The sequence below is a fragment of the Promicromonospora soli genome (assembly GCF_014653785.1).
Taxonomy (GTDB): Bacteria; Actinomycetota; Actinomycetes; order Actinomycetales; family Cellulomonadaceae; genus Promicromonospora; species Promicromonospora soli.
The window spans coordinates 813910-837529 of record NZ_BNAS01000002.1; the positions used below are offsets into that span (position 1 = coordinate 813910).

Consider the following 23620-nt stretch of genomic DNA (forward strand, 5'->3'; position numbering starts at 1 on the left):
ACCGGGCGCAGGAGTGGCACCCTTGTCCGGTGAAGAACTGGGCAGCGAACCTCACCTATTCCTCCGCGCGCGTCGAGCGCCCCAGGACACTCGCGGAGCTTGCCGGCATCGTCGCCGGCGAGCCCCGCGTCAGGGCACTTGGATCACGCCACTCGTTCTGCGACGTCGCTGACACGAAGGGCGTGCACGTCCAGCTCGACCTGCTGGACGACGGCCGGGCATCCCTCGAGGTCGACCCGTCCACGGGCGTGGCATCGGTCCGCGCGGGCCTGCGCTACGGCGAGGTCGCGGCCGACCTGCACGCGCAGGGGCGGGCGCTCGCCGCCATGGCCTCCCTGCCGCACATCTCGGTGGCGGGCGCCGTCGCCACGGGCACCCATGGCTCCGGGGACGGGACGCGCTCCCTGGCCGGCGACGTCGTCGGCCTGGAGCTCATGACCGCCTCCGGCGAGACGCTGACGCTGCGCCGCGGCGACGCCGACTTCCCCGGGTCGGTGGTGGCGCTCGGCGCCCTCGGGGTCGTGACGCGCGTGGAGCTCGCGACCGCGCCGACGTTCGATGTGCGCCAGGACGTCTTCACGGGTCTGCCGTGGGACGCGCTGATCGAGAACCTCGACGCCGTGCTGGGCAGCGCGTACTCCGTCAGCGTCTTCACGAGCTGGTTCGAGCCCGACGTGCGCATGGTCTGGTGCAAGTCCCGCGTGGCCGACGGCGCAGGCGTGGCCCCCTCGCTCCCTGTCGATCTGGGTGCCACTCCGGCGACCCAGCCGATGCACCCTCTGCCCGACGTCGCCGCCGTCGCGTGCACCGAGCAGGGCGGGGTCCCCGGGCCGTGGTTCGAGCGGCTGCCGCACTTCCGCCTGGACTTCACGCCGTCCCTGGGCGAGGAGCTGCAGTCCGAGTACCTGCTGCCGCGCACCGCGGGGCCCGACGCCGTTCGCGCCGTGCGGGCCCTCGGGGACCGGCTCGGCCCGCTGCTGCTCACGTCCGAGATCCGCACGATCGCCGGCGACGACCTCTGGCTCAGCACCACGCCCGAGGACAGCCTCGCGCTCCACTTCACGTGGAAGCAGGACTGGCCGGCCGTGCGGGCGGTGCTGCCCGAGCTGGAGGCGGCGCTGCTGCCGCTCGGCGCGCGCCCGCACTGGGGCAAGCTGTTCACGGTTCCCGTGACCGCCCTCCGGGGCCTGTATCCGCGGTTCGACGACTTCGCCGAGCTGGCCGAGCGCCTCGATCCGACGGGCAAGTTCCGCGGCGGATACGTGGAGACGCTGCTCGCGGAGTGAGCTCGGCGCCTGCCGGCTGGGTGAAGCTCGCCTGAAACGTCGGATTTCGCACTCACGGGGTTTATCTCGCAAGATCAAGGTATGAGCGACGCGCAGAGAACGACCGCGGAGCCCGAGAAGCGCGAGGAGTTCAGCGGACAGCTGGGATTCATCCTGTCCGCTGTCGGCTCCGCCGTCGGGCTGGGAAACATCTGGCGCTTCCCGGGGGTGGCGTACGAGAACGGTGGGGGCGCGTTCATCGTGCCCTACCTGATCGCGCTACTGACGGCAGGCATCCCGATCCTGTTCCTGGACTATGCGGTCGGGCACCGGTTCCGTGGTTCAGCGCCGCTGGCCCTCCGCCGGGTCAAGCGCTGGCTCGAGGGCCTCGGCTGGTTCCAGGTGGCCATCTGCTTCGTCATCGCCGTCTACTACGCGGTGATCATCGCGTGGGCGCTCAGCTTCTTCGTGTACTCCTTCGACCTGCGCTGGGGTGACGACACGGTGGGCTTCTTCACCGGTGACTACCTCCAGCTGGCCGACGTCGGCGGCGCGGACCCCTGGTTCACCCTGGACTTCGTGCCCGCGGTGCTGATCCCGCTGGCGCTCGTGTGGGCGGCGACGATCGCCGTGCTGGCCGCCGGGGTGGCCAAGGGCCTGGAGAAGATCAACCTGGTGTTCATGCCCCTGCTGCTCCTCGCATTCGGGACGCTCGTCGTGCGCGCCCTCTTCCTGCCGGGCGCGGCGGACGGGCTGAACGCGCTGTTCACGCCCGACTGGGCGGTGATGGCCGACCCGAACGTGTGGATCGCCGCCTACAGCCAGACCTTCTTCACGCTCTCCGTCGGGTTCGGGATCATGATCACGTACGCCTCGTACCGGGCGCGTCGCGCCAACCTGACGTCGCCTGGTCTGGTCGTGGCGTTCTCCAACTCCGCCTTCGAGGTGTTCGCCGGCATCGGGGTGTTCGCCGGGCTCGGCTTCCTCGCGCACCAGGAGGGGGTGGGCGTGGCCGACCTCGAGGGCATCACCGGTCCTACCCTCGCGTTCATGACGTTCCCCGCACTGGTCTCCGAGATGCCGGCGGGGCCGGTCTTCGGGGCGCTGTTCTTCGGGTCGCTCGTCATGGCCGGGTTCATGTCGCTGCTCTCCATCGTGCAAGTGGTCTCGGCGTCGTTCCAGGAGAAGTTCGGCTGGTCCCGCAGGCAGGCCTCCCTCCGCGTCGGCGTGGTGTCGGCCGTGCTCTCCGTGCTGGCGTTCTCCACCACCACCGGCCTGGTCGCGCTCGACACCGTCGACCAGTGGGCGAACAACATTGGCATAGTGGTCTCCGCCATCGCGATGTGCGTACTCCTGGGATGGGTGCTCCGCCGCACCGAGGAGATGCGGTTCCACCTGAACGCGGTCTCCACCATCGGGGTGGGCCGCTGGTGGGCGTTCTGCGTGGTGGTGCTCGGGCCCGTGGTGCTCGCGGCGATGCTGGTCTCACGGATCGTCAGCCTGGTCCAGGACGGCTACGAGGGATACGCCGGGTGGTACCTCGTCGTCATGGGATGGGGCACGGTGGTCCTGCTGTTCGTGGCGGCGCTCGTGCTCACCCGGATGCGGTGGCGTGTCGAGCCCGATGTCTACGACGCATGGCCCACGTTCGGAGGTAAGTCATGAGCAGCGCAGCGATCACCCTGATGGTCATCTCTCTCGTCGTGCTGTGGGGCGGTCTCGCCGCGAGCATCGTCGCGATCGTGCGTCGGCCCGACCGGACGGAATGGCCGCCCGGCGGGGAGCTCGAACGTGGTCCGGAAGACCGGCCGGACGAGCCGGTCGAGCACGACACCTGAGCGGCACCCCGGCAAGTCGGTCCTTGACCAACTTGCCGGGGTTCTTTGCGCAGGTCAGACCCTAGCTGGGTGGGTGAAACACCTGTGTAACACGTCATATATCCCGGTGTGACATGGGTCTCGGATGTCCGGGTTTACGCCTGCGGGGAGTCACGGTTAGGTGAGACACGCATTCGAGGCGCCATGTGCGCCGTCGGGTCCTCTGCTCCTCTGATGACGGAGATCTGCCGGGTCGTGCTGGGCCTCGTGACACGCATACGAATCGACCCAGGAGACCCCTGATGCGCAGGCTTCCCGCCCTCACCGCTGCGGCGACACTGACCGCTGCCGCCCTCGTCCTGACTGCATGCACCGACGCGTCCCAGCAGACCGCGGACGGCGCCACCCCCGACGAGGCAAGTGCCGAGGCGTCGTTCGACCCGTCGACTGTCGAGGTCGACGCGGAGATCGCCGCGATGCTCCCGAAGGAGATCGCCGACAAGGGCACGCTGTCCGTCGGGTCCGACACCGCGTACGCGCCCGCAGAGTTCATCGACGTCGACGGCAAGACGCCGGTCGGGTTCGACGTCGACCTGGTGAGCGCGGTCGCCGCGGTGCTCGGCCTGGAGGCCGAGGTTGAGTCGGCGCCGTTCGACGGGATCATCCCCGCCATCGGCTCCAAGTACGACCTGGGCGTCTCCGCGTTCACCATCACGGACGACCGCACCGCCGAGGTCAACATGATCAGCTACGCCATGGCCGGGTCGCAGTTCGGGGTGGCCGCCGGCAACCCGGAGGACTTCGATCCCGAGAACCTGTGCGGCACCACGGTCGGGGTGCAGACCTCGACCATCCAGGACGAGGAGCTCACCGAGGCCACCAAGTCCTGCGAGGACGACGGCGAGGAGCCGATCGACGTAGTGCGCTACGAGTCGCAGGCGGACGTCACCACCAACCTCGTGGGCGGCAAGCTCACCGCCATGTACGCCGACTCGCCGATCACCGCGTACGCGGTGGAGCAGAGCGCCGGCGAGGTCGAGACCATCGGCGAGATCCGGGACGCAGCGCCCTACGGCATCGTCGTCTCCCAGGACGACGAGGAGCTGACCGAGGCCGTGCAGGCGGCCGTGCAGAAGCTCATCGACGACGGCACCCTCCAGGCGGCCTTCGCCTCGTGGGGCAGCGAGGACGCCGTCGTGGCCGAGGCCGAGCTGAACCCGGCCGAGTGACCCGCACCCCAAGGACCGAAGCGAGGGGTGAGATGAGCTCCAACAAGACTCCGGCGGGCGACCCGGTGCCCAACCGGATCCACGCGCGGCCCGTGCCGCGGCCCGGCCGCCTCGTGGCGGCCGTGGTCGTGCTGGTACTCGCCGCCATGGCGGCCAACGCCCTGATCACGAACGAGAACTTCCGCTGGGACGTGGTCTGGCTCTACCTGCGCGACATCGTGGTGATCCGCGGTGTCATGTGGACGCTCGTCCTCACCTTCGCGTCCATGGCGATCGCCGTCGTCCTTGCGGTCACGCTCGCGATGATGCGCCGGTCGGACAACCCCGTCATGCGCTGGGTGAGCTGGGTCTACATCTGGTTCTTCCGCGGCACGCCGATCTACACCCAGCTCATCTTCTGGGGACTGATCGCGGTGCTGTACCCACGGCTGTCGCTGGGCATCCCCTTCGGGCCGGAGCTCTTCTCCTTCCGCACGGACGACGTCATCACCGCCTTCTGGGCGGCCCTCCTGGGCCTCGCGCTCAACGAGGCGGCGTACCTCGCGGAGATCGTGCGCGCCGGCCTGACCTCCGTGGATCCCGGCCAGACCGAGGCCGCCAAGGCGCTCGGGATGAAGGACGGCAAGATCATGCGCCGCGTGGTGCTGCCGCAGGCCATGCGTGTCATCGTGCCGCCGACCGGGAACGAGACCATCTCGATGCTCAAGACCACGTCCCTCGTGGTCGCCGTGCCGTTCACTTTCGAGCTGACCTACGCCACCAGCGCGATCGGCAACCGCAACTTCCTGCCGATCCCGCTGCTGGTCATCGCGGCGCTCTGGTACCTGCTCATCACCTCGATCCTGATGGTGGGCCAGCACTACCTGGAGCGGCACTACGGTCGCGGGTTCGGCACGGCCACCGGACGCCGCGGCCGCGGCACCGGGCCGGGCGGCGGCAAGCAGGCGGCCATCGCGGCCGCCGGGACCGTGCGGGTAGACATCACCAAGGAGGTGACGCCATGAGCGTCGTCACTGACTCCGTTGCCGCTCCGGCGGACGCCACCGACATGGTCTCCGTACGCGCCGTGCACAAGGTGTTCGGCCACGGGCACGACGCCGTGCACGTCCTGAAGGGCGTCGACCTCGACGTCGCGCGGGGCGAGGTCACGGTGATCCTCGGCCCGTCCGGGTCCGGCAAGTCCACCCTCCTGCGCTGCATCAACGAGCTCGAGGAGATCACCGGCGGCTCCGTGGTGGTCGGCGGCGACCTGATGGGCTACCGCAAGGACGCCAACGGGACGCTGCACCGGCTGCACCCGAAGGCGGTCGCCAAGCAGCGGTCGCGCATCGGCATGGTGTTCCAGCGGTTCCACCTGTTTCCGCACATGACGGCGCTCGAGAACATCATGGAGGCGCCCGTGCAGGTGCGGGGGCTGTCCAAGAGGGCAGCGAAGAAGCGGGCGATGGAGCTCATCGAGCGGGTCGGGCTGTCCGACCGGATGGACCACTACCCGGCGCAGCTCTCCGGCGGCCAGCAGCAGCGGGTCGCGATCGCGCGGGCGCTCGCGATGGACCCGGAGCTCATGCTGTTCGACGAGCCGACGTCGGCCCTCGACCCCGAGCTCGTGGGCGAGGTGCTGTCGGTGATGCAGGACCTGGCGCGGTCCGGCATGACGATGATCGTGGTCACGCACGAGATCGGGTTCGCCCGTGAGGTCGCCGACCACGTCGTGTTCATGGACGACGGCGTGATCGTCGAGTCCGGGCCGCCGAGCGCGGTCCTGGACGACCCGCAGGAGCAGCGCACCCAGGACTTCCTGGCCCACGTGCTCTAACCCACCCCGCCGAGATAGAACCAGGGCGAGATAGAACCCCAGCAACCGCTCGGGTTCTATCTCGCCCTGTTCTATCTCGCCAGAGTTCTACTTCGGCGAGGTGGCGGGGAGGCGGAGCTCGAAGCGGCAGCCGCGCCCGCCGTCCGGTCCGGGCAGGTTGGTGACCGTCGCCGTCCCCGCGTGGGCCTCGGCCACACCACGCACTATGGAGAGGCCGAGGCCCGCCCCGCCTCCCGGGTTGTCGCCGCGCTCCGGGGTGCGCGCTCCGGAGCTGCGCCAGCCCGCCTCGAAGACGCGGCCGAGGTCCGCCTCCGGGATCCCGCCGCACTCGTCCTCGACGGCGATCACCACCGTCCCGGACCCCGTCGCGTCCTCCTCGCACGCCACCGCCACCCGCACAGTGCCGCCCGGACCCGTGTGCCGGATCGCGTTCACCAGCAGGTTCTCCAGTGCCCGCCCGACGTCCTGGGCGTCGAGCGACGTGACCACCGGATCGGTGACGTCCCACGCCAGGGTGACCCCTCCGGCGTCGGCCAGGGGCTGAGCGGCGGCGATCGCGTCGGAGGCGAGGTCGGCCACGGCCACCGGCTCGCGGCGCAGCGTCGTCGTGGGGGACTGGAGGCGGGAGAGGGCCAGCAGGTCGTCGACCATGGCGGCCATGCGCCGGTTCTCGGCGAGGATGCGGGGCACGTGCTCGTCCACCTGGCCGACACCGTCCTCCAGCGCCTCCGCCAAGGCCCGGACCGCGGCCAAGGGCGTGCGCAGGTCGTGCGACACCCACGCCACCATCTCGCGGCGGCGCACCTCGACCTCGCGGTCGCGTTCGCGGGCCGCCTTCTCGGCCGCTGCCTCGGTGGTGACCGTGCGGATCCGCGCCGTCAGCACCAGGCCGACGGCGAGCGCCACCGGCACCGTCGCAAGGAGGAGCAGCAGGACTGTCGCGGAGTCGTCGTCGGACAGGAACATGGCCCGCGCGCTCGCGTAGACGCCCGCCGCGACCGACGCCACAACCACGAGCGGTGCGAGGGTCGCGGCGAGCCCGACCCGGCGCCGGGCCAGGGCGAACAGGGCGACGACGCCCACCGCACCCACCGCGGCGGCTACCGAGACGGACAGGACCACACCCTCGAGATCGTTCACGCCCGGCCTCCCGGCCCCGCGGCGGGGAACGGCCCCTTGGCGGGAGACGGCCCCGCGGCGGGCGACGGAGACGTGGCGGAAGACGTAGCGGGCGGCGTGGCGTCCCACCGGTAGCCGACGCCGAAGACGGTCACCAGCCGCGCCGGCCGGGACGGGTCCGCCTCCACCTTCTCGCGCAGGCGCCGGACGTGCACCGTCACGGTGGACTGGTCGCCGTACTCCCAGCCCCAGACGCCGCGCATGAGCGCCTCGCGGTCGTGCACCTGGCCGGGGTGCGTGAGGAACCAGCGCAGCAGCTCGAACTCGCGCACGGTGAGCTGCAGCTCGGCGCCGGAGCGCGTGACGCGATGGGCGGCGGGGTCGAGGCGGAGGTCGCCGTCGTACAGGGCGCCAGGCGCCTCTGGGGCGGCCCCGGAGCCGCCGACCGTGGCCCGGCCCGGCGGAAGTGCCGAGACACCTGCTGGGGCGGAGGTGGAAGCCGTGACGGCCCCCGCGCGGCGCAGCAGCGACTGCACCCGCAGCACCAGCTCCCGCGGGCTGAATGGCTTGACCACGTAGTCGTCGGCGCCGATCTGCAGGCCCAGCACGCGGTCCTCCTCCTCGCCCCGTGCCGTGAGCATCAGCACGGGCAGGTCGGCGCGGGTCGCGCGAAGGCGCCGGCACACCTCCAGGCCGTCGATGCCGGGCAGCATGAGGTCGAGCACGACGGCGTCGGGCGGGTTCGCGGCGGCGGCTGCCAGCGCGGCTGGGCCGTCCGCGGCATGCTGGGCGACGACACCGGCGCGTTCCAGATAGGCGACGACCACCTGCGCGACGGTGGCGTCGTCGTCGATCACCAGAACTCGGGCCACGCCTCAGGGTACGGGCGGGCGGGGGCAGAAACCCGGCGTCGGGCGAGGCCGTCAGCATCTCGTAAGAAGCCGTCCGGAAAGAAGCGGAACCAGATCGGTCCCGGTCTGCGTCTAAGGTGCATGACGCACACGAAGCGGCCCGCACGGCGCCGCGAACCAGTGCCGGGGCAGGTCACCGGCCACAGCTCCGGGCGGTGCACCGGATGAGCGAGGTAGCGGTGAGCCTGGAGCCGGAGATGTCCACCGGTGACTTCCCCGTAGTCCGGAGCGGTCTGGACCCGGTAGCGGAGTTCACGGTGTTCGCACAGGTCAGCACTCCGGCCCTGTACCGGATCGCGTACCTGCTCTGCGGCGACCAGCACCGCGCGCAGGACCTGGTGCAGCTCGCCCTCGAGCGCACGTTCAAGGCCTGGAAGAAGGTGGGCGACGGCGACCCGTTCGCCTACGCGCGCCGCGTCCTGGCGACGGCCCGCATCGACACATGGCGCCGCACCAAGCGCGAGACGCTGAGCGACGACCCGGCGAGCAGTGCGCCGGAGCGGAGCGCTCCGGCGTCGGACACCGGGCTGGGCGACCGCGACCGCCTGGTCCGCGCCCTCATGCAGCTGCCCGTCAAGCAGCGCCGCGTCGTGGTGCTGCGCTACCTGCTGGACCGTTCCGAGGCCGACACCGCGGCCGAGCTCGGCATCTCCGCCGGCACGGTCAAGTCCACTGCCTCGCGCGCCCTGGCGCGCTTGCGCACCCTCGTGGTGCCCGACGGCGAGATGAGTCGATCATGAACGTCCACGACATCAACGCGAAGCAGGACGCGACGCTGGTCGCGGAGCTGCGTGCGGCCGGCTCGACGATCGAGCCGCCCGAGTCACTGGACTCGGTCACCATGGCGGTGCGGGCGGTGCGGAACGTCCGCCGGCGCCGGGTCGTGGTCGCTGCGACTGCCGGCGTCGCCGCACTCGTGCTCGCCGGCGCGGGCATCGGTGCGGCCGGCGCGATCTACGCAGACCGGCAGGAACCCTTGCCGGGCACTGACAAGTCGCATGCCGAGTCGGCACGGGCGAGCGAGTCGCCGTCGGCCAGCCCGAGCCCCTCCCCGAGCCCGAGCATCGAGCCCGACGCCGCACCGACGGAGTACCTGCGGACCGGTGGCGGAACGCTGCCGGTGATGCCGGGCGTCGAGCGCGGTGTCGTCGAAGGCGGGGGGCACGCCCCGTACATCCTCGGCGGCCTCTGGTACGAGGTGCCGCCGGGCGGCTGGTTCGCGGTCGGCGACGTCAACGCGGGCGGCGTCGCCGGATGGCTGGACCCGGAGCACCCGGAGGCCGCGGGCCTTGGCGAGACCGGCACCATCGACGACATGGACGCCACCATCGAGCTGCGCAACGTGTTCGACGTTGCCGGCTGGACGGTGCCGGCGAAGGACTCCGGCGCGATGACGCTGGACATCGAGGGCGCGGACCTCGTGGTCATCGAGCAGCACAAGCGGGAGGGCAAGGTCCGCCCCGCCACGATCACGCTCCGCAGCGGCGACGAGGGCTGGATCATCGAGACCCGCTTCCCCGCGAACGCGCAGGGCGACACCACGCTGCGAAACTTCGTCGGGAACCTCTGGTTCAAGGAGGCGGGCGAGCCCGACTGGTACCAGCCGGAGTTCTCGACACCGGTCCTGGACGCCATCGAGCGCGGTGTCCCGGCCGACTGGGTCAGGACCGAGCACAACGGCCTGAAGTTCGCGGTGCCGAAGGGCTGGGTCGACAAGGAGACCGAGGGTGAGTTCTCACCTGGCGTCGAGTGGACCGGGCCGACGATCACGCACGTGGACCCGGGCGTCGATGCGGAGACCCTCGAGTCGTGGACGGACGCCTCCAAGGAGGAGAAGGAGCGCGCGGCCGAGGAGACTGAGTGGCCCGAGCGGGTCTACGTCCAGGGCGGGAAGCCCGGCGGCAACTGGTGGAGCCGGACCATGGACGCGCCGCAGTCTCAGATGATCGACGTCCCGGGCGCCGACTACGCCGAGGTCCTACCGACCATCCATAACGCGGACGGTGAGGCCGACTACTACTGGCTCCAGATCTTCATCCATCAGGAGGACCAGGGCGAGAACCTGTTCCTCGTGGTCGAGTTCGACGGTACCGAGCAGGGCTTGAAGGACCTGCACACCTTCCTGGGGACGCTGGACTTCCGCCGCTGACCCGCCCCGCATCACCCGGCACGTGTCAGACGTGCAGGTCACCCCAGTGATCTGTGCGTCTGGCACGTGCTTCGACGTGCGTGGTGGCCTGGATCACACCCGCTCCGAAGAAATCCGTTAAAACCGGATGGAACCTTCGCCCCGGTCGGCCCGTGTTCCGTTCGTGACAGTCACGAGTCCGCGCGTTCGAGCGCCAGAGTCCCGGGTCCCCAAGCCCGTGGTTCTGCGCGTCGTGCGCGCCGACTCCAGCTCTGCGGACGACCTGGAGACCGTGACCACCCAGCAGAACACCCCAGACTCCCCTTCCACCACGACGCCGAAGTCGGCGGCGGAGCTCGCGATCGTGCCGGTCGCGGACGACGTAGACGTCGAGTCGGCAACCAAGCCCGGGGCCGAACCCGTGCCCGCGACCAGGCCACTCACAGTGGTCCGGGATGGGGCGGCGGACGCCGATGACGTAACCTCGCTGCCCGTGCGTACAGACCGGCCCAGGGCCACTCACGCGCGCAGGAACGCACAGGTTTCGAAGAACGAAGAGTTCACCGCGTTCATGCGAGAGGCCAAGGATCCACTCCACCGGATGGCCTTCCTTCTGAGCGGTGATGCGCACCGTGCGGAGGAGCTCACCCAGCAGACCTTCGAGCGGTGCTACCGGCACTGGCACAAGGCCCGCCAGGGCGATCCGCTCGTCTACGCGCGACGCGTGCTGGCGAACCTGCGGATCGACGCCTGGCGCCGTACGCGGCGCGAGGTCCTGACCGGCCCCGACGAGCTGCCGCAGGACGACGTCCGCGTCTCCCGGCCCTCGGCTCGGATGCCGACCCGCACCGTTGACGATCGTGACGCCGTCGTGCGCGCTCTCCTGCGGCTCCCGGTGAAGCAGCGCCGGGTAGTGGTGCTGCGCCACCTCCTGGACCTTTCGGAGTCCGAGGTCTCGAACGAGCTCGGAATTCCCCTCGGCACCGTGAAGTCCACGGCCTCGCGCGGGCTCGCCCACCTGCGCGCGATTCTCGATCTCGATTCACTGGGCGGCAGTCGATGAACATGAGCCTCCCCGACGACGACTTCGTCGCCCGGGTCCGCGAGTCGGCGCACGCGGCAGTACCCGCGTCGACGCTGGACCTGGACAGCGTCCTGCGGTCGAGCCGTCGTAAGCACGCCACGCGGCGTGCGAGCGTCACGCTGGCCTCCACGCTTGCGCTCGCCACGGTCGGAGCCGGTGCGGCCGGTGCGCTGCCCGGTATCCCGGGCTTCTGGAGCAACAACCCGGTAGAGGTCACGCCCAGCGCGGCACCGCCGTCGACGTTCGACGAGGGCGAGGTCGACGTCGAACCGCCTGCGCCGTCGCCCACCGACATCCCGACGCCGGACCCGGCGGCGGAGCTCGCATACCTGGCGCCCGGCGTGCGCACGGTGGCGCAGCCCGCGGCCTATCGCGTCGATGCGGACACCGCTGTGCTCGACCTCGGTCTCTCCGCCGGGGGTGGCGACCGCTATCTCGCGGTGGTGACCCTGGCGAAGATCGACGGCCGGCACAGCGCCACAGACCTGGAGGTCCTCGCGGGTGGCGACACCGCCCTCGAGAACCTCCGTGCGGGGAACCTCGGTGGAACCCTGCTCTGGCGCGGCGTCACGTCCGACGCGATGGTCCTGCCGTCCGACGGCGGTCCGGCCCTCGTGTTCGGCTTCTCCTCCGGGGCCATGGAGGGAGACCAGTTCCTGGTCTTCGACGACCCGCAGACCGATGGTGCCGCGGGCGCGCAGGGGGCGTCCGCGTCACCGGGTACCGGTTCGGACGGCGGTTCCGGCGAGACGGGCGCGCCCGAAGCGGGCGCGTCGCTCCGGGTCACGCCGTTCGACGTGCTCGGCGACGGCAGCGTGTGGATGCGGGTCCTGCAGGTGGACCGCTCGACGGCGGAGCCGCGCGGGTTCGTCTACTCGAACCAGGGCACGTGGAGCGCCTCCTGGTGCCGCAGCACCTCGCCCGAGTGCGCGGTCATCCACGACATCGCGGGCGAGACCGTGAAGAAGCCGAAGGCCGCAGCACCTGCGCCGATGGTCGCGAAGCTGGCTCCGATGCTGGTCGAGAACGCGCAGGCGAACGAGGTCCCCGCGATGGAGACCTGCGTGGCGCAGCGCACCGGCACGAGCTGGACGGCGCCGCCGCAGCTCACCGGCAAGGCGTTCTCGCGGGCACCGAAGGGTGTGGACGCCGACGTCTGGCGGCTGTGCCTGGTGGACATGAGCGAGGCACTGCAGCTCGCCTCGGCGGGCGAGATCGTGCCCGACGGCGAGGTGTCGCCCAGCCCGGCTCCCAGCAAGGAGCCGACCGAAGCTCCCGAGGACGGGGATCCCCTCGGCCTCGGTGCACTCCTGGAGGGACTCTTCGGGGGATAAGACTTCCCGGTCCGCGTCTCGTCTGGGGAGATGGCGTGGGCCGGGAACACATGAGCAGGCCGAGGCAGATTCTGGGGATCTGCCTCGGCCCGCTCTATTTTCTCAGACTGGTTTCAGATGTGACTACTCGCCGTCCTCGCAGGCGATGCCGTTGCCGTTCCCGTCCAGGTGGGGCATGTAGCCCGGCTCCGTGCTCGCGAGCGGGGCCGCACCGGCGGCACGCACGGCGTCGCAGTTCCAGTAGAAGACCGTTCCGGGGTTCCCGCCGTTCCCGTTCCCGTTGTCGCCGTCCTGGTCCTCTTGCTGCTCCTGCTGCTGCTGTTGTTCCTGCTGCTCGAGCGCGGTCTCCCGCTCCTCGAGCTGAGCCTCGCGGTCGCCCAGAGCCTGTTCGCGCTTGGCCACCTCGTCACGCTGCTTCTCGACCTGAGCGCGTTCGGACTCGATCTCGGCGCGCTGCTCGTCGATCTGCGACTGGATGTTCTGGGCGTCGGTGATCGCCTGGTTCGCGTCGGCCTGCTGGCCCGCCGTGACGATCACACCCACGATCACGCCGAGCGCGATGCCGGCCACGGCGATGGCGATCATCAGCCCGGCACCTGGGGGGCGCGGGCCGCCCTGGCGCACGGGGGCGCCGGGGCGCGGTCCCGCTCCCATGGGTCCTACGGGCACCTGCCCGAGGGGCATCGGTCCGCCGGGGCGCGGGCGGTTGGCGTCGTCGATGCTCAGCGGACCAGGACCGGAGGCCCCGGGCGGGCCCGCAGGCGGCGCCAGCCTGCCGCCGAGCCCCTTGAGGGCGGCGAGCACGCCAGTGGTCGGTCGCTTGCTGGGTGGCTCCGGAGGCGGGGGCGGGGGCGCCATACCGGGTTGCGGCGGGTACACGGGCTGCGGGCCCGAACCCGGCCGGGGCGCGCCCGGTGCCGGGGGAGCACCGATCGGCGCCATGGTCATGGTCGCGCCCATCGCCTCGGCGGGCGACATGCTGGGCACGCTCGGCGGCGCGGCGGCGGGGCGGGTGGCGGGGCCGTCGATCACCTGGATCGCGACCGTCCGGGTGTCCGCGTCTGCGCCCGTCTTCACGGCGGGAGCAGGGGCGGAGCTCGGCTGTGCGGCGGGCTCGCCGCCGCGGGCTCCGGCGTCGGGCTGGGGAGAGTCGGGCCGGTCGACCCAGTAGTCCCAACCGGGCGGGGCCGGCGGCCACGACGGGTCGGGAGCCCAGTTGGAGTCGGGTCGGAATCCCGGGGGCACCTGCCAACCCGGAGGCGGGTTGAAGCGCACGGGCATGGTTGCTCCTTCGATACGGTCGGCCCCACTATCGGCCATCCAGGCGGGTCGGCGCCAGAACCCGGCGCCAAAAGGTGGCGCGGGAGGTGCTGCCTGCTACCCCGTTAACCGGACATGTGGGGCGACAGTAGCGCGCTCGTGTCGGTGGTCCCTGGTAGACCTGGGGACATGTTCCTCCTGGAGCGTGAAGACGCCGGCACACTCGTGTACTCGGCCAGCGACCTGGTGATCGCCGGCGAGTGCGAGTTTCGCCTGCTGCGACGCCTCGACGAGCTACTGGGTCGCAGCCCTCGCCGTCCGCGGGAGGAGGACGAGATGCTCGCCCGCACCGCGGCCCTGGGCGAGGACCACGAACGCCGCGTCCTCGACGGTCACGTCCGCACCTTCGGCCCGGCCGACGCCGGACGCCCTGGCGGCGTGCTCGAGGTCGCACCCGCCCGCCGCATGTCCCGCGACGAGCTGACCGAAGCGCACGCCCGCACGCTGGCCGCCCTGGAGCAGGGCGCCGACGTCGTCTACCAGGCCTCGTTCTTCGACGGCCGGTTCCACGGCCGGGCCGACTTCCTGGTGCGCGACCTGCTCGGCGAGATGGTGCACTCCGGCGAGCACGGCGGCGTCATGGCGCTGGATCCAGCGGCGCGGCATTCCGAGGCGCGCAGGCTCGCCCCTCAGCCGCGGTACGCCGTGCACGACTCCAAGCTCGCTCGCCGCACCAAGGTGCGCGCCCTGCTTCAGCTCGCCGCATACGCGGACCAGCTGATGGCCGCGCGGATCGACCCGACGGACGAGGTGCACCTCGTGCTCGGCACGGGGGAGACCACGTCGCACCGGCTGGCCGACCTGCTGCCGGTCTTCCGCAAGCGTCGTGCGCGCCTCACCGAGATCCTGGACGCCCACGTGGCCGACGACGCCCCGGTGAGCTGGAGCGACGGGCGGTACCTGACCTGCGGCAGGCTGCGCGACTGCCAGGACTGCGCCGATGCCGCCAACCGCAGCCGCGACGTCCTGCTGGTCGGCGGGGTGTACGGGGCGCAGCGGGCCAGGCTGTCGGCATCGGGGATCACCACCATCGACGGGCTCGCGGCCGCCGAGGAGCCACCGGACGGCATGGCCGCCGCCCGCTTCGAAGGGCTGCGCGCCCAGGCGCGCCTCCAGCTCGGGCTGGACGACGGCGACGGCTCGGTTGCACTCGACCACCTGCCCGACGGCGTCGACCCCGACGGCCCCGACGGCCGGCTGCGCTGGCAGCTCACCGCTACCGAGGCCATCGACCGGCTCCCGAACCCGAGCCCCGGGGACGTGTTCTTCGACTTCGAGGGCGATCCCCTGTGGGAGGACGCGCGCCTGCCCGGCGACGACCAGGCGCCGGCCATGGGCCTCGACTACCTGTTCGGCTGGGTCGAGCGCCCCGGCCCGGACGACGGGATACCGCCCTTCCACGGGCTCTGGGCCGACGACCTGGCGAGCGAGCGCGACGCGCTCGTCCAGTTCGTCGACTACCTCAACGCACGTCTGAGGACGTATCCCGACCTGCACGTCTACCACTACGCCGCCTACGAGAAGACGCACCTGCTCTCCATCGCGGCGCGGCACGGCGTCTACGAGGACGAGGTGGACCAGCTGCTCCGCGACGGCGTGCTTGTCGACCTCTACGCGGTGGTGCGGTCCTGCCTGCGGATATCGAACCGGTCCAAGTCGATCAAGAAGCTCGAACCGCTCTACATGCAGGACGATCCGTCACGCGAGGGTGTCACGAGCGCCACGGCGTCGGTCACGGAGTATGCGGAGTACGCGAAGCTCGCCGCCGACGGAGATGAGCGGGCGGCGGAGCTCAGGCAGCGGATCCTGGACTACAACGAGTACGACTGCCGGTCGACGTTGCGGTTGCTCGATTGGCTGAGGGTTGCGCGATCGTCGGTCGGGTCGGTCGAGGCCCGGCCGTTGGCGGTCGAGCCTGTCCCGTCGGTCGAGCCTGCCGAGACCTCGCTGGTCGAGCCAGCCTCGTCGGTCGATCCAGCCTCGTCGGTCGATCCTGCCTCGTCGGTCGAGCCTGTCGAGACCCGGCCCTTGGCGGTCGAGCCTGCCCCGCCGGTCGCGCCCGTCGAGTCCTCCGAAGCCCCAGAGGAGAGCCCTCGGGCAACGGCCCGGCGGGAGGGGCGGGAGCGGCGGTTGGCGCTGGCCGCCGAGATCTCGTCTCGCGTGGGGGAGAACCGCGGGGAGCGGTCGCTCGAGGTGCAGGCGCTCGCGATGCTGGGCGCCGCGGTCGGGTACTACCAGCGGGAGGAGAAGCCCTTCTGGCAGGAGCACTACGCGCGGCTCGAGCTGCCTCTGGACGAATGGCCCGGGCGGAGGTCGACGTTCCACGTGGAACGTTCGGTCGTGCTGCGGGACTGGGGCGTCGAGGGGCGCGATCGGCTGCCCACGCGAGAGATCGAGCTGGTGGGGCGCATGCTCGACGGGTCGCGGGTCGACGGCTCAGACCTCGGCGTAGGCGACGGCGTCCAAGTGCTGTACGACCAGCCCGTGCCGCCGGTGGTCGGCGAGCTCGAAGCACGCGCCGTGCGGGGCGAGCACTCGGGCGGCGTGATCCTGGCGATCCACGAGGAGCCTGACGCCGAGCAGGACGACGCACCGCGGTGGCGCGACGTCGTCGTCCTGCGGGAGCGGCTGTCCGGGGGAGCGGAGCCGCACGACCAGGCGCCCGTGGCGCTCGCACCGCAGCGCGGCCCGGCCCACGACGCGCAGGAACGGGCGGTCGAGGAGGCGGCCCGCGCCGCCCTCGCCCTGTGGGACACGGATCGCACCCTGCCCGACGGCGCCGCGGTCGACCTGCTGCGCCGTCGGCCGCCACGGCTGGTCGACACTTCGACAGGCTCAGGGCAGCGCGACGGGGACCTGCCCGGGCTCGACGGCGGAGACGACGGCGGGTTCGGCCTGGAGGCGGCCGTGCATGCCGCCGTCGAGCGGCTCGACCACTCCTACCTCGCCGTGCAGGGCCCGCCCGGTACCGGCAAGACGCATGTCGGGTCGCACGTCGTCGCCAAGCTCGTGGGCGCCGGCTGGCGGGTGGGCGTGGTGGCCCAGTCGCACTCGGCGGTCGAGAACATGCTCAGCGCCGTCGTCGACAAGGCGGGGGTGCCGGTCGAGCTGGTCGCGAAGAAGCAGCGGGCGAAGGGCACCGAGAAGCCTGGGCCCGGGGCTCAGCCGTGGCAGGAGCTGACCAGCGCCGAGCTCGCGGACTTCGCCGCGAGCAGCACCAGCGGCTGCGTCGTGGGCGGCACCGCATGGGACTTCGCGCACGAGCGCTGGCCCGACGAAGGGCTCGACCTGCTGGTCATCGACGAGGCCGGGCAGTTCTCGCTCGCCGATACGGTGGCCGTCGGCCGGGCCGCGCAGCGGCTGCTCCTGCTCGGCGACCCGCAGCAGCTTCCGCAGGTCAGCCAGGGGAGACATCCCGAACCTGTCGACGCGTCGGCGCTCGCCTGGCTCGCCGCCGGCAGCTCAGTGCTGCCCGACGGGCTCGGCTACCTGCTGCCCGAGTCGTGGAGGATGCACCCCGCTGTCTGCGCCGCCGTGTCCCAGCTCGCGTACGCCGGCCGGCTCTCGGCCAACCGGGTCACCACCGAGCGTTCGCTCGACGGCGTGGCGCCCGGGGTGGTGCACGTCCCGGTCGTCCACGAGGGTCGCTCGACGTCGTCCCGCGAGGAGGCCGCCGAGGTGGTCCGCCAGGTGCAGGCCGTGATCGGACGCGCGTGGGTCCCGGGAGGCGGCCACCCGTCCCGCCCGCTCGGCCCCGACGACGTGGTGGTGGTCGCCGCCTACAACGCGCAGGTCCACACGGTGCGCGAGGCGCTGCGCACGGCCGGCCTCGGCGGCGTGCCCGTCGGCACGGTCGACATGTTCCAGGGGCGTGAGGCGCCGGTCGCGATCCTGACGCTCGCCGCCTCGGCGCCCGAGAACGTCTCCCGCGGCATGGGATTCCTGCTGTCGCGCAACCGCATCAACGTGGCAGTGTCGCGCGCACAGTGGCGGGCGGTCGTGATCTCGTCACCCCGGCTCACCGACTACCTCCCCGGCGACCTGGAGGCCAACGGCGTCCGCCACCTCATGGAGCTCGGCGGGTTCCTCCGCCTCATCGGCAGCTGACGCATCGGCACCTGAACAGCGGCCGCGACAGAACTGTCGCGAGGTCTTCGCCGCCCGTTGGTCGAGCTTGTCGAGAACAGGGTCTCGACAAGCTCGACCAGCGAGGAAGCTCGACCAACGAGGAAGCTAGAACTCGCCGCCTCCGAAGTCGCCCCCACCGAAGTCGCCGCCCCCGAAGTCACCACCGAAGAAGCCGCCACCGTCGCCACCGGCGTCGCCGCCCTCAGCGCCGGAAGCCTCGACCGGTTCGGCACCGGCCTCCTCGCCACCGGCCTCCCCGCCGGCCTCACCGCCACCCGCCTCGCCGGCGAAGTCCTGGCCCGGGTCCCCGAACGAGCTGCCGAACATCATGTCCGCCACGGCCGAGCCGATGACCATGCCACCGATCGTGCCGAGCATGCTCGCGCCCAGCATCGAGCCGAAGCCCGGACCACGGCTCGCGCCGAAGTTTCGCTCGAGGGTGCCGGGGTTTCGCATCTCGGCGCGGGTGGCCATGCGGGCCAGGTCGCGCGGATCGTCCGACGTCGCGCGCTCGTTCGGCGGCACGGTCTCGCTCAGCTGGGCCAGCACTTGGCTCCGCTGCTCAGGCGTGAGCTGCGCGAACGCCTCCGCGTGCGCCTCTTCGACCCGGTCCGGCGGCGCGGTGCGCAGCAGGTAGCGGTAACGCTCGATCGCCACCTCGTCCTCGCTGCGGCCCGTGCTCGCGGCGGATCCGTAGACGGGTGCCGTGCCGTAGTCGGGGGTCTGGCCCGGCGCCTGCCGATACTGCGGCTGCGGCGTGCGGCCGCCCTGGTACATGCCGGGGGTCTGCTCGCGCGGCTCGCGGCCGAGCAGTCGGTCGAGGAAGCCCATGATCTCAGTCCTTAGTGAGGTTCGGTCCTGACGGTCCACCCGGGTCAACGGAACGTCGTCGTCCTGGGTTCCCGTCCATCGTCCCGCTCGTACGCGGACGGGACATGACGAAAGACCCGGCCACCTGGGTGGCCGGGCCTCTCGTGGTAGGTCTGTCGGGAGCGTCAGCCCTCGACGGAACCCTCGATCGCGCGCTCGAAGACGATCGCGTTCTTGTCGTCGTACTTGTAGACACCGACGAACGCAGACGACGGGTCGTTGTCCTCGTTGATCGGCCCGATGCCGGAGACGCCCTTGTAGTGGATCTCGTCGCCGGCCTCGAGCGCCGCGACGCCCTCCTCGAAGGTGGTCACCTCGGTGCCGCCGTTCGCGCCGGACACCGCGGCGAACTCCGCGGCGATGTCGGTGCCGGCGGTCGACCCGGCCTTCACCGCGGCGAGCGCGGCGAGGATCACTGCGTCGTACGACTCAGCGGCGTAGGCGTAGTCGGCGAGGGGCTCGCCCTCATTCTCCTCGTACCAGGCGCTCGCCTTGTCCTTGAACTCCTGCGCGGGGTCGGCGCCCGGGATGGTGCCGATGACGCCCTCGAGCGTCCCCTTGTCGAAGTCCTTCGTGTAGTCGGCGGTGTTGCCGTCGCAGAAGTACGTGGTGCCGTTGAAGTCCCAGCCCTGCGAGACGAGCTCGGCGACAGCTGCCTTGGTCTCCTCGAACGCGATGATGGCGATGGCGTCCGGCTTGGCTGCCAGCGCGTCGGTCACGATGGACGAGAAGTTGGTCTCGCCCGGGGCGAACTCGTCGCCGGCGCCCGTGCCGCCGTACACGACCTCGGCCCCCGCGGCCTCGATGGCCTTCTGCACGTTGTCGCGCAGACCGGTGCCGTAGGTCTCGTTCTGCACCAGGAAGGCGACCTTCTGGTGGCCGCCGTCGAGGATGAGCGAGCCGAGCGCCGCGCCCTGCACGGTGTCCGGCGGAGCGGTCCGGGTGTACAGGTCGCTCGCACCCGACAGCTCGGTGGACGTGTTCGCGGGCGAGATCTGGAGGACCCCAGCCTCGGTGAACTGGTCCAGCACGTTCTGGGACACGGACGAGGACGCCGCGCCGATGGCAACCTGCGCGCCCTTGCCGATGAGGTCGGTGGCGGTGTTGGTCGAGACGCTCATGTCGGTCGAGTCGCCGGAGTCGCCATTCTCGAGCTCTACGTCGTTGCCGAGCACACCTCCGGCAGCGTTGATCTCGTCGACCGCGAGCCCGACGCCAGCGAACTCGGGCGGGCCGAGGTAGGCGAGGGAACCGGTGACCGGGAGGATGGTGCCGATGACGAGCGGTTCGGCGGAGCCTTCACCTTCACCTCCGCCACCACCACCCGAGGTGGAGCAGGCGGCCAAGCCCACGCTGAGGACTGCCGCGAGCGCGAGACCGCGTGCAGCCGTGGAACGTCGAATCATTGCTGTTCCCCTTCAAGCGGGAGTGGATCTGACGGCGACACCTTGCCCCGTCGTGGCGCTGAAAGTAACTACATCGTGTGACGGTCGTGTGTCATATCGACCACTAGTGGACACATTGTTACGAGGACGTGACCAAGTTCACCCTGGACCCCAAGAAAAGTTCATCCGCGGACCCGTCTGACGAACGTCACGAAGTTTGGTCGGGCTTTCCTGGGCTCGGGCGGGTAGGCTTGTCTTGTTGCAGTGCCTCGATCGTTCTTCCAAGAGATGACGACGACACCGTGATTACTGCGATCCCGAAGGCCGGGGTCGTCGCATCTTGCAAGGAGCAGTACATGGCATTCGGAACCGTCAAGTGGTTCAACGCCGAGAAGGGCTTCGGGTTCATCGCACCCGAGGACGGTGGGCAGGACGTGTTCGCCCACTTCAGCGCGATCCAGTCGAGCGGCTACCGCTCGCTGGAGGAGAACCAGCGCGTCGAGTTCGACGTGAAGCAGGGCCCCAAGGGCCTCCAGGCGGAGAACATCCGCCCGATCTGATCCTGACAGCCAGCACGGCGGGTTCGCCTGAGTACGCTTGAGCTCGCCTGGTTGTATGACGGCGGCCCGGTCACCTTTTGAGGTGGCCGGGCCTTCGTTCTGGCCGGCCTTCGTTCTGGCCGGCCCGGCGCGCACGGCCCCGCGGTCCGCCTCCGCGGGCACGCGGGAGAATGTGCTGGTGCAGCACTTCGCCTCCGACAACTACGCCCCCGTCCACCCCGAGGTCATGGCCGCGATCGTCGCGGCGAACGACGGCGCCGCCGTCTCGTACGGCGACGATCCCGTCTCGGCCCGCCTCCAGGCGCGCGCCGCCGAGGTGTTCGGCGAACAGGCCCGCATCTTCCCCGTGCTGAACGGCACGGGCGCGAACGTCATCAGCCTCATGGCGGCCGCCCCGCGCTGGGGCGGCGTGATCGCCAGCGACGTCGCGCACGTCCACACGGATGAGAACGGCGCTCCCGAGCGGGTGGGCGGCCTCAAGATCCTCGCCGTCCCGAGCGTGGAGGGCCGCATCGGGCCCGACGCCGTGGACCGCTACGCCGGGGACATCGGCAACGTGCACCGCGCGCAACCCGCGGTCCTGAGCCTCACGCAGGTGACCGAGCTGGGCACTGTCTACTCGGTCGCCGACCTCAAGCTGCTCGCGGACACCGCCCACGCGGCTGGCCTGCGCGTGCACGTGGACGGGTCTCGCCTCGCGAACGCGGCGGCCACGCTCGGCGTCGGCCTACGGGAGATCACCACCGACGTCGGGGCCGACATCGTCTCCCTCGGTGCCGCGAAGAACGGCGGCATGCTGGGCGAGGCGATCGTGGTGCTGTCCGACGGCGGCGGCGCGGCCGGCGCATCGGCGGACCTGGGCGAGGCCGTCCCGTACCTGCGCAAGGCCACCATGCAGCTCGCGTCGAAGACGCGGTTCGTATCGGCTCAGCTCCTGGCGCTGCTCGGCGAGCCGGGTACGCCGACGTCTGGCGCGGATGCGGGCGCGCCCCTGTGGCTGCGCAACGCCGCGCACTCCAACGCGATGGCCGCGCGTCTGCGTTCGGGCATCGAGGCGGCGGAGCTGACCGGCGACCAGCCGGGCGCGGTCCGCATCACCTGTCCGACGGAGGCGAACGTCGTGTTCGCGACGCTGCCCCGCGCGGCAGCCGACCGTGCGCGTGCCCACGCGCGGTTCTACGACTGGGCTCCGGGCGAGACCGCCGACCGCGTCGAGGTCCGCTGGATGTGCGCCTGGGACACCACGGAGACGGACGTCGACGGGTTCGTCCAGGCGCTCGGCCGCGCTCTCTGAGCGGGTTCGGGTGGCGGCTCCCTTGCACGCGCCGCGTGCGATGGGGTGAGACTGGAGGCCATGAGCAGCTCTCGCCCGAGCGGACTCCTCACCGCGGTAGCTCTCGCAGTGGCGGCCCTGTTCGCGGGCTGCACCGGTCCGACCGCGGAGCCCGGCCCGACAGCGCTGCCCGGACCCACCCAGTCGAGCACCCAGACGAGCGAACGGCCGAGCCCGCCGCCGCCGAGCGGTTCGCCGTCCGGTTCGGCGTCGCCACCCGAGACGCCGTCCGGCGCCGTATCGCCGGGGGAAGCCACCGCTGAGCCGACGCCGTCGCCCACTCCGGAGCCCCCGCCCGGATCTCCGGACCTGTCGCTCGTGGCCGGCTGGAGCCTGCAGGAGAAGGTGGGGCAGATCGTGATCGTCGGCCTGCCTGTCGCCGGTCCGTTCCAGCCGACGTTCGACATGCTCCGGGACCAGAAGATCGGCGGTGTGTTCCTGCACGGACGCACCACGGCGGGCCGACAGCCGGTGAAGGACCTGGTGGACGCCGCCGTTGATGCCGCGGCGCGCGGCAGGGAGCCCCTCTTCGTCGCGACGGACCAGGAGGGCGGCGCGGTGCAGGTCCTGCGCGGGCCCGGCTTCAGCGACATGCCGAGCGCGCTCGACCAGGCGGAGATGCCGGCGTCCGACCTCCGGGCGTGGTCCCGGAGATGGGGCGCCCAGCTCGCCAGGGTCGGCGTGAACCTCAACCTGGCGCCGGTGCTGGACCTCGTGCCGCAGGAGACGGCGGCGTCCAACGAGCCGATCGGGGTCTTCGGGCGGAACTACGGGTACACGGCGGAGTCCGTGATCACGCACGGCAACGCGTTCGCGCAGGGGCAGCGCGACGCGGGCGTGCAGACGTCGATCAAGCATTTCCCGGGCCTCGGACGCGTCACCGGGAACACGGACAGCACGGTCGGCGTGACCGACACGGTCACCGGCCCGGACAACCCGTCGGTGGCCGTGTTCGAGGCCGGCATCGAGTCGGGCTCCGGTCTGGTCATGATGTCGTCAGCGATCTACACGCGGATCGATCCGGACGCCCCGGCCGTGTTCAGTCCCCGGGTGGTGGGCCTGGTGCGCGAGCTCGGGTTCGACGGCGTCATCATGTCCGACGACCTGTCCGCGACTGCGCAGGTCGAGAAGGTGCCCGCCGGAGAGCGCGCGGTCCGCGCCGTCGGCGCAGGGGTCGACCTGGTGCTCGCCTCGGCGCGGCCGTCGGTCGCCCCGGCCATGGTGGACGCACTGATCAGGGCCGCGCGGAACGACCCCGCGTTCGCCGCGAAGGTGGACGCGGCGGCGGCCCGGGTCGTCGCGGCCAAGGCTGGTGTCTGAA

At 71.3% G+C, this 23620-nt stretch carries 19 protein-coding genes; 14 read left to right on the top strand and 5 right to left on the bottom strand.

Translation table 11 applies throughout. From position 1 onward, the window contains the following. The first annotated feature begins 29 nt into the window (after window positions 1–29). The 6 genes from IE250_RS09455 (at window position 30) to IE250_RS09480 (ending at window position 6127) form a co-directional block, all read left to right on the top strand. Window positions 30–1286 carry an FAD-binding protein gene (locus IE250_RS09455; RefSeq protein WP_189668996.1) on the top strand — a complete coding sequence of 419 codons (1257 nt, stop codon included), beginning with the start codon at window positions 30–32 and terminating at the stop codon, window positions 1284–1286. A gap of 81 nt (window positions 1287–1367) precedes the next feature. Further along, window positions 1368–2930 carry a sodium-dependent transporter gene (locus IE250_RS09460; RefSeq protein WP_189668997.1) on the top strand — a complete coding sequence of 521 codons (1563 nt, stop codon included), beginning with the start codon at window positions 1368–1370 and terminating at the stop codon, window positions 2928–2930. Then, window positions 2927–3103: a methionine/alanine import family NSS transporter small subunit gene (locus IE250_RS09465; RefSeq protein ID WP_189668998.1), complete on the top strand. Its 177-nt coding sequence runs from the start codon at window positions 2927–2929 to the stop codon at window positions 3101–3103. The genes IE250_RS09460 and IE250_RS09465 overlap by 4 nt, the downstream gene beginning before the upstream one ends. A 281-nt stretch (window positions 3104–3384) precedes the next feature. After that, on the top strand, window positions 3385–4311 hold the full coding sequence (locus tag IE250_RS09470; protein WP_189668999.1) for an ABC transporter substrate-binding protein: 927 nt from the start codon (window positions 3385–3387) through the stop codon (window positions 4309–4311). Window positions 4312–4343: 32 nt separating this feature from the next. Then, the gene (locus tag IE250_RS09475) at window positions 4344–5315 is read left to right on the top strand and encodes an amino acid ABC transporter permease (protein ID WP_189669000.1); all 972 of its coding nucleotides are present in this window, start codon (window positions 4344–4346) and stop codon (window positions 5313–5315) included. Further along, on the top strand, window positions 5312–6127 hold the full coding sequence (locus IE250_RS09480; protein ID WP_373301644.1) for an amino acid ABC transporter ATP-binding protein: 816 nt from the start codon (window positions 5312–5314) through the stop codon (window positions 6125–6127). The genes IE250_RS09475 and IE250_RS09480 overlap by 4 nt, the downstream gene beginning before the upstream one ends. An 87-nt stretch (window positions 6128–6214) precedes the next feature. Here IE250_RS09480 and IE250_RS09485 read toward each other — a convergent pair whose 3' ends face one another. Further along, window positions 6215–7267 carry a sensor histidine kinase gene (locus tag IE250_RS09485; protein WP_189669001.1) on the bottom strand — a complete coding sequence of 351 codons (1053 nt, stop codon included), beginning with the start codon at window positions 7265–7267 and terminating at the stop codon, window positions 6215–6217. Beyond that, window positions 7264–8118, bottom strand: a complete 855-nt coding sequence (locus tag IE250_RS09490; RefSeq protein ID WP_189669002.1) for a response regulator transcription factor — start codon at window positions 8116–8118, stop codon at window positions 7264–7266. Before IE250_RS09490 ends, IE250_RS09485 begins: the two co-directional genes overlap by 4 nt. Before the next feature lie 203 nt (window positions 8119–8321). On the opposite strand from IE250_RS09490, the gene IE250_RS09495 reads away from it, so the two are divergent. The 4 genes from IE250_RS09495 to IE250_RS09510 all read left to right on the top strand — a co-directional run bounded on the left by IE250_RS09495 (window position 8322) and on the right by IE250_RS09510 (window position 12703). Continuing rightward, window positions 8322–8897: a SigE family RNA polymerase sigma factor gene (locus tag IE250_RS09495; RefSeq protein ID WP_189669003.1), complete on the top strand. Its 576-nt coding sequence runs from the start codon at window positions 8322–8324 to the stop codon at window positions 8895–8897. Continuing rightward, window positions 8894–10306: a hypothetical protein gene (locus IE250_RS09500; RefSeq protein WP_189669004.1), complete on the top strand. Its 1413-nt coding sequence runs from the start codon at window positions 8894–8896 to the stop codon at window positions 10304–10306. Before IE250_RS09495 ends, IE250_RS09500 begins: the two co-directional genes overlap by 4 nt. A 217-nt stretch (window positions 10307–10523) precedes the next feature. Further along, the gene (locus IE250_RS09505) at window positions 10524–11348 is read left to right on the top strand and encodes a SigE family RNA polymerase sigma factor (RefSeq protein ID WP_229872291.1); all 825 of its coding nucleotides are present in this window, start codon (window positions 10524–10526) and stop codon (window positions 11346–11348) included. After that, window positions 11345–12703, top strand: coding sequence for a hypothetical protein (locus tag IE250_RS09510; RefSeq protein ID WP_189669005.1), 1359 nt, complete (start codon window positions 11345–11347; stop codon window positions 12701–12703). The genes IE250_RS09505 and IE250_RS09510 overlap by 4 nt, the downstream gene beginning before the upstream one ends. Window positions 12704–12826: 123 nt before the next feature. Here the strand turns inward: IE250_RS09510 and IE250_RS24840 are convergent, their stop codons facing one another. Continuing rightward, a complete protein-coding gene (locus IE250_RS24840; protein WP_189669006.1) occupies window positions 12827–13984 on the bottom strand; it encodes an excalibur calcium-binding domain-containing protein in 1158 nt (385 codons plus the stop codon). Window positions 13985–14152: 168 nt separating this feature from the next. On the opposite strand from IE250_RS24840, the gene IE250_RS09520 reads away from it, so the two are divergent. Next, complete coding sequence (locus IE250_RS09520; protein WP_189669007.1) at window positions 14153–18130, top strand: TM0106 family RecB-like putative nuclease; 3978 nt, start codon at window positions 14153–14155, stop codon at window positions 18128–18130. Window positions 18131–18256: 126 nt separating this feature from the next. Here the strand turns inward: IE250_RS09520 and IE250_RS09525 are convergent, their stop codons facing one another. Beyond that, on the bottom strand, window positions 18257–18982 hold the full coding sequence (locus IE250_RS09525; protein WP_189669008.1) for a hypothetical protein: 726 nt from the start codon (window positions 18980–18982) through the stop codon (window positions 18257–18259). Between the two features lie 164 nt (window positions 18983–19146). After that, a complete protein-coding gene (locus tag IE250_RS09530) occupies window positions 19147–20427 on the bottom strand; it encodes an ABC transporter substrate-binding protein (RefSeq protein ID WP_189669009.1) in 1281 nt (426 codons plus the stop codon). A 335-nt stretch (window positions 20428–20762) separates the two neighbouring features. On the opposite strand from IE250_RS09530, the gene IE250_RS09535 reads away from it, so the two are divergent. The 3 genes from IE250_RS09535 to IE250_RS09545 all read left to right on the top strand — a co-directional run bounded on the left by IE250_RS09535 (window position 20763) and on the right by IE250_RS09545 (window position 23619). Beyond that, window positions 20763–20966, top strand: a complete 204-nt coding sequence (locus IE250_RS09535) for a cold-shock protein (RefSeq protein ID WP_036971009.1) — start codon at window positions 20763–20765, stop codon at window positions 20964–20966. Window positions 20967–21192: 226 nt separating this feature from the next. Further along, on the top strand, window positions 21193–22260 hold the full coding sequence (locus IE250_RS09540; protein ID WP_229872325.1) for a threonine aldolase family protein: 1068 nt from the start codon (window positions 21193–21195) through the stop codon (window positions 22258–22260). A gap of 60 nt (window positions 22261–22320) precedes the next feature. Next, window positions 22321–23619: a glycoside hydrolase family 3 N-terminal domain-containing protein gene (locus IE250_RS09545; RefSeq protein WP_189669011.1), complete on the top strand. Its 1299-nt coding sequence runs from the start codon at window positions 22321–22323 to the stop codon at window positions 23617–23619. Window position 23620 lies beyond the last annotated feature (1 nt).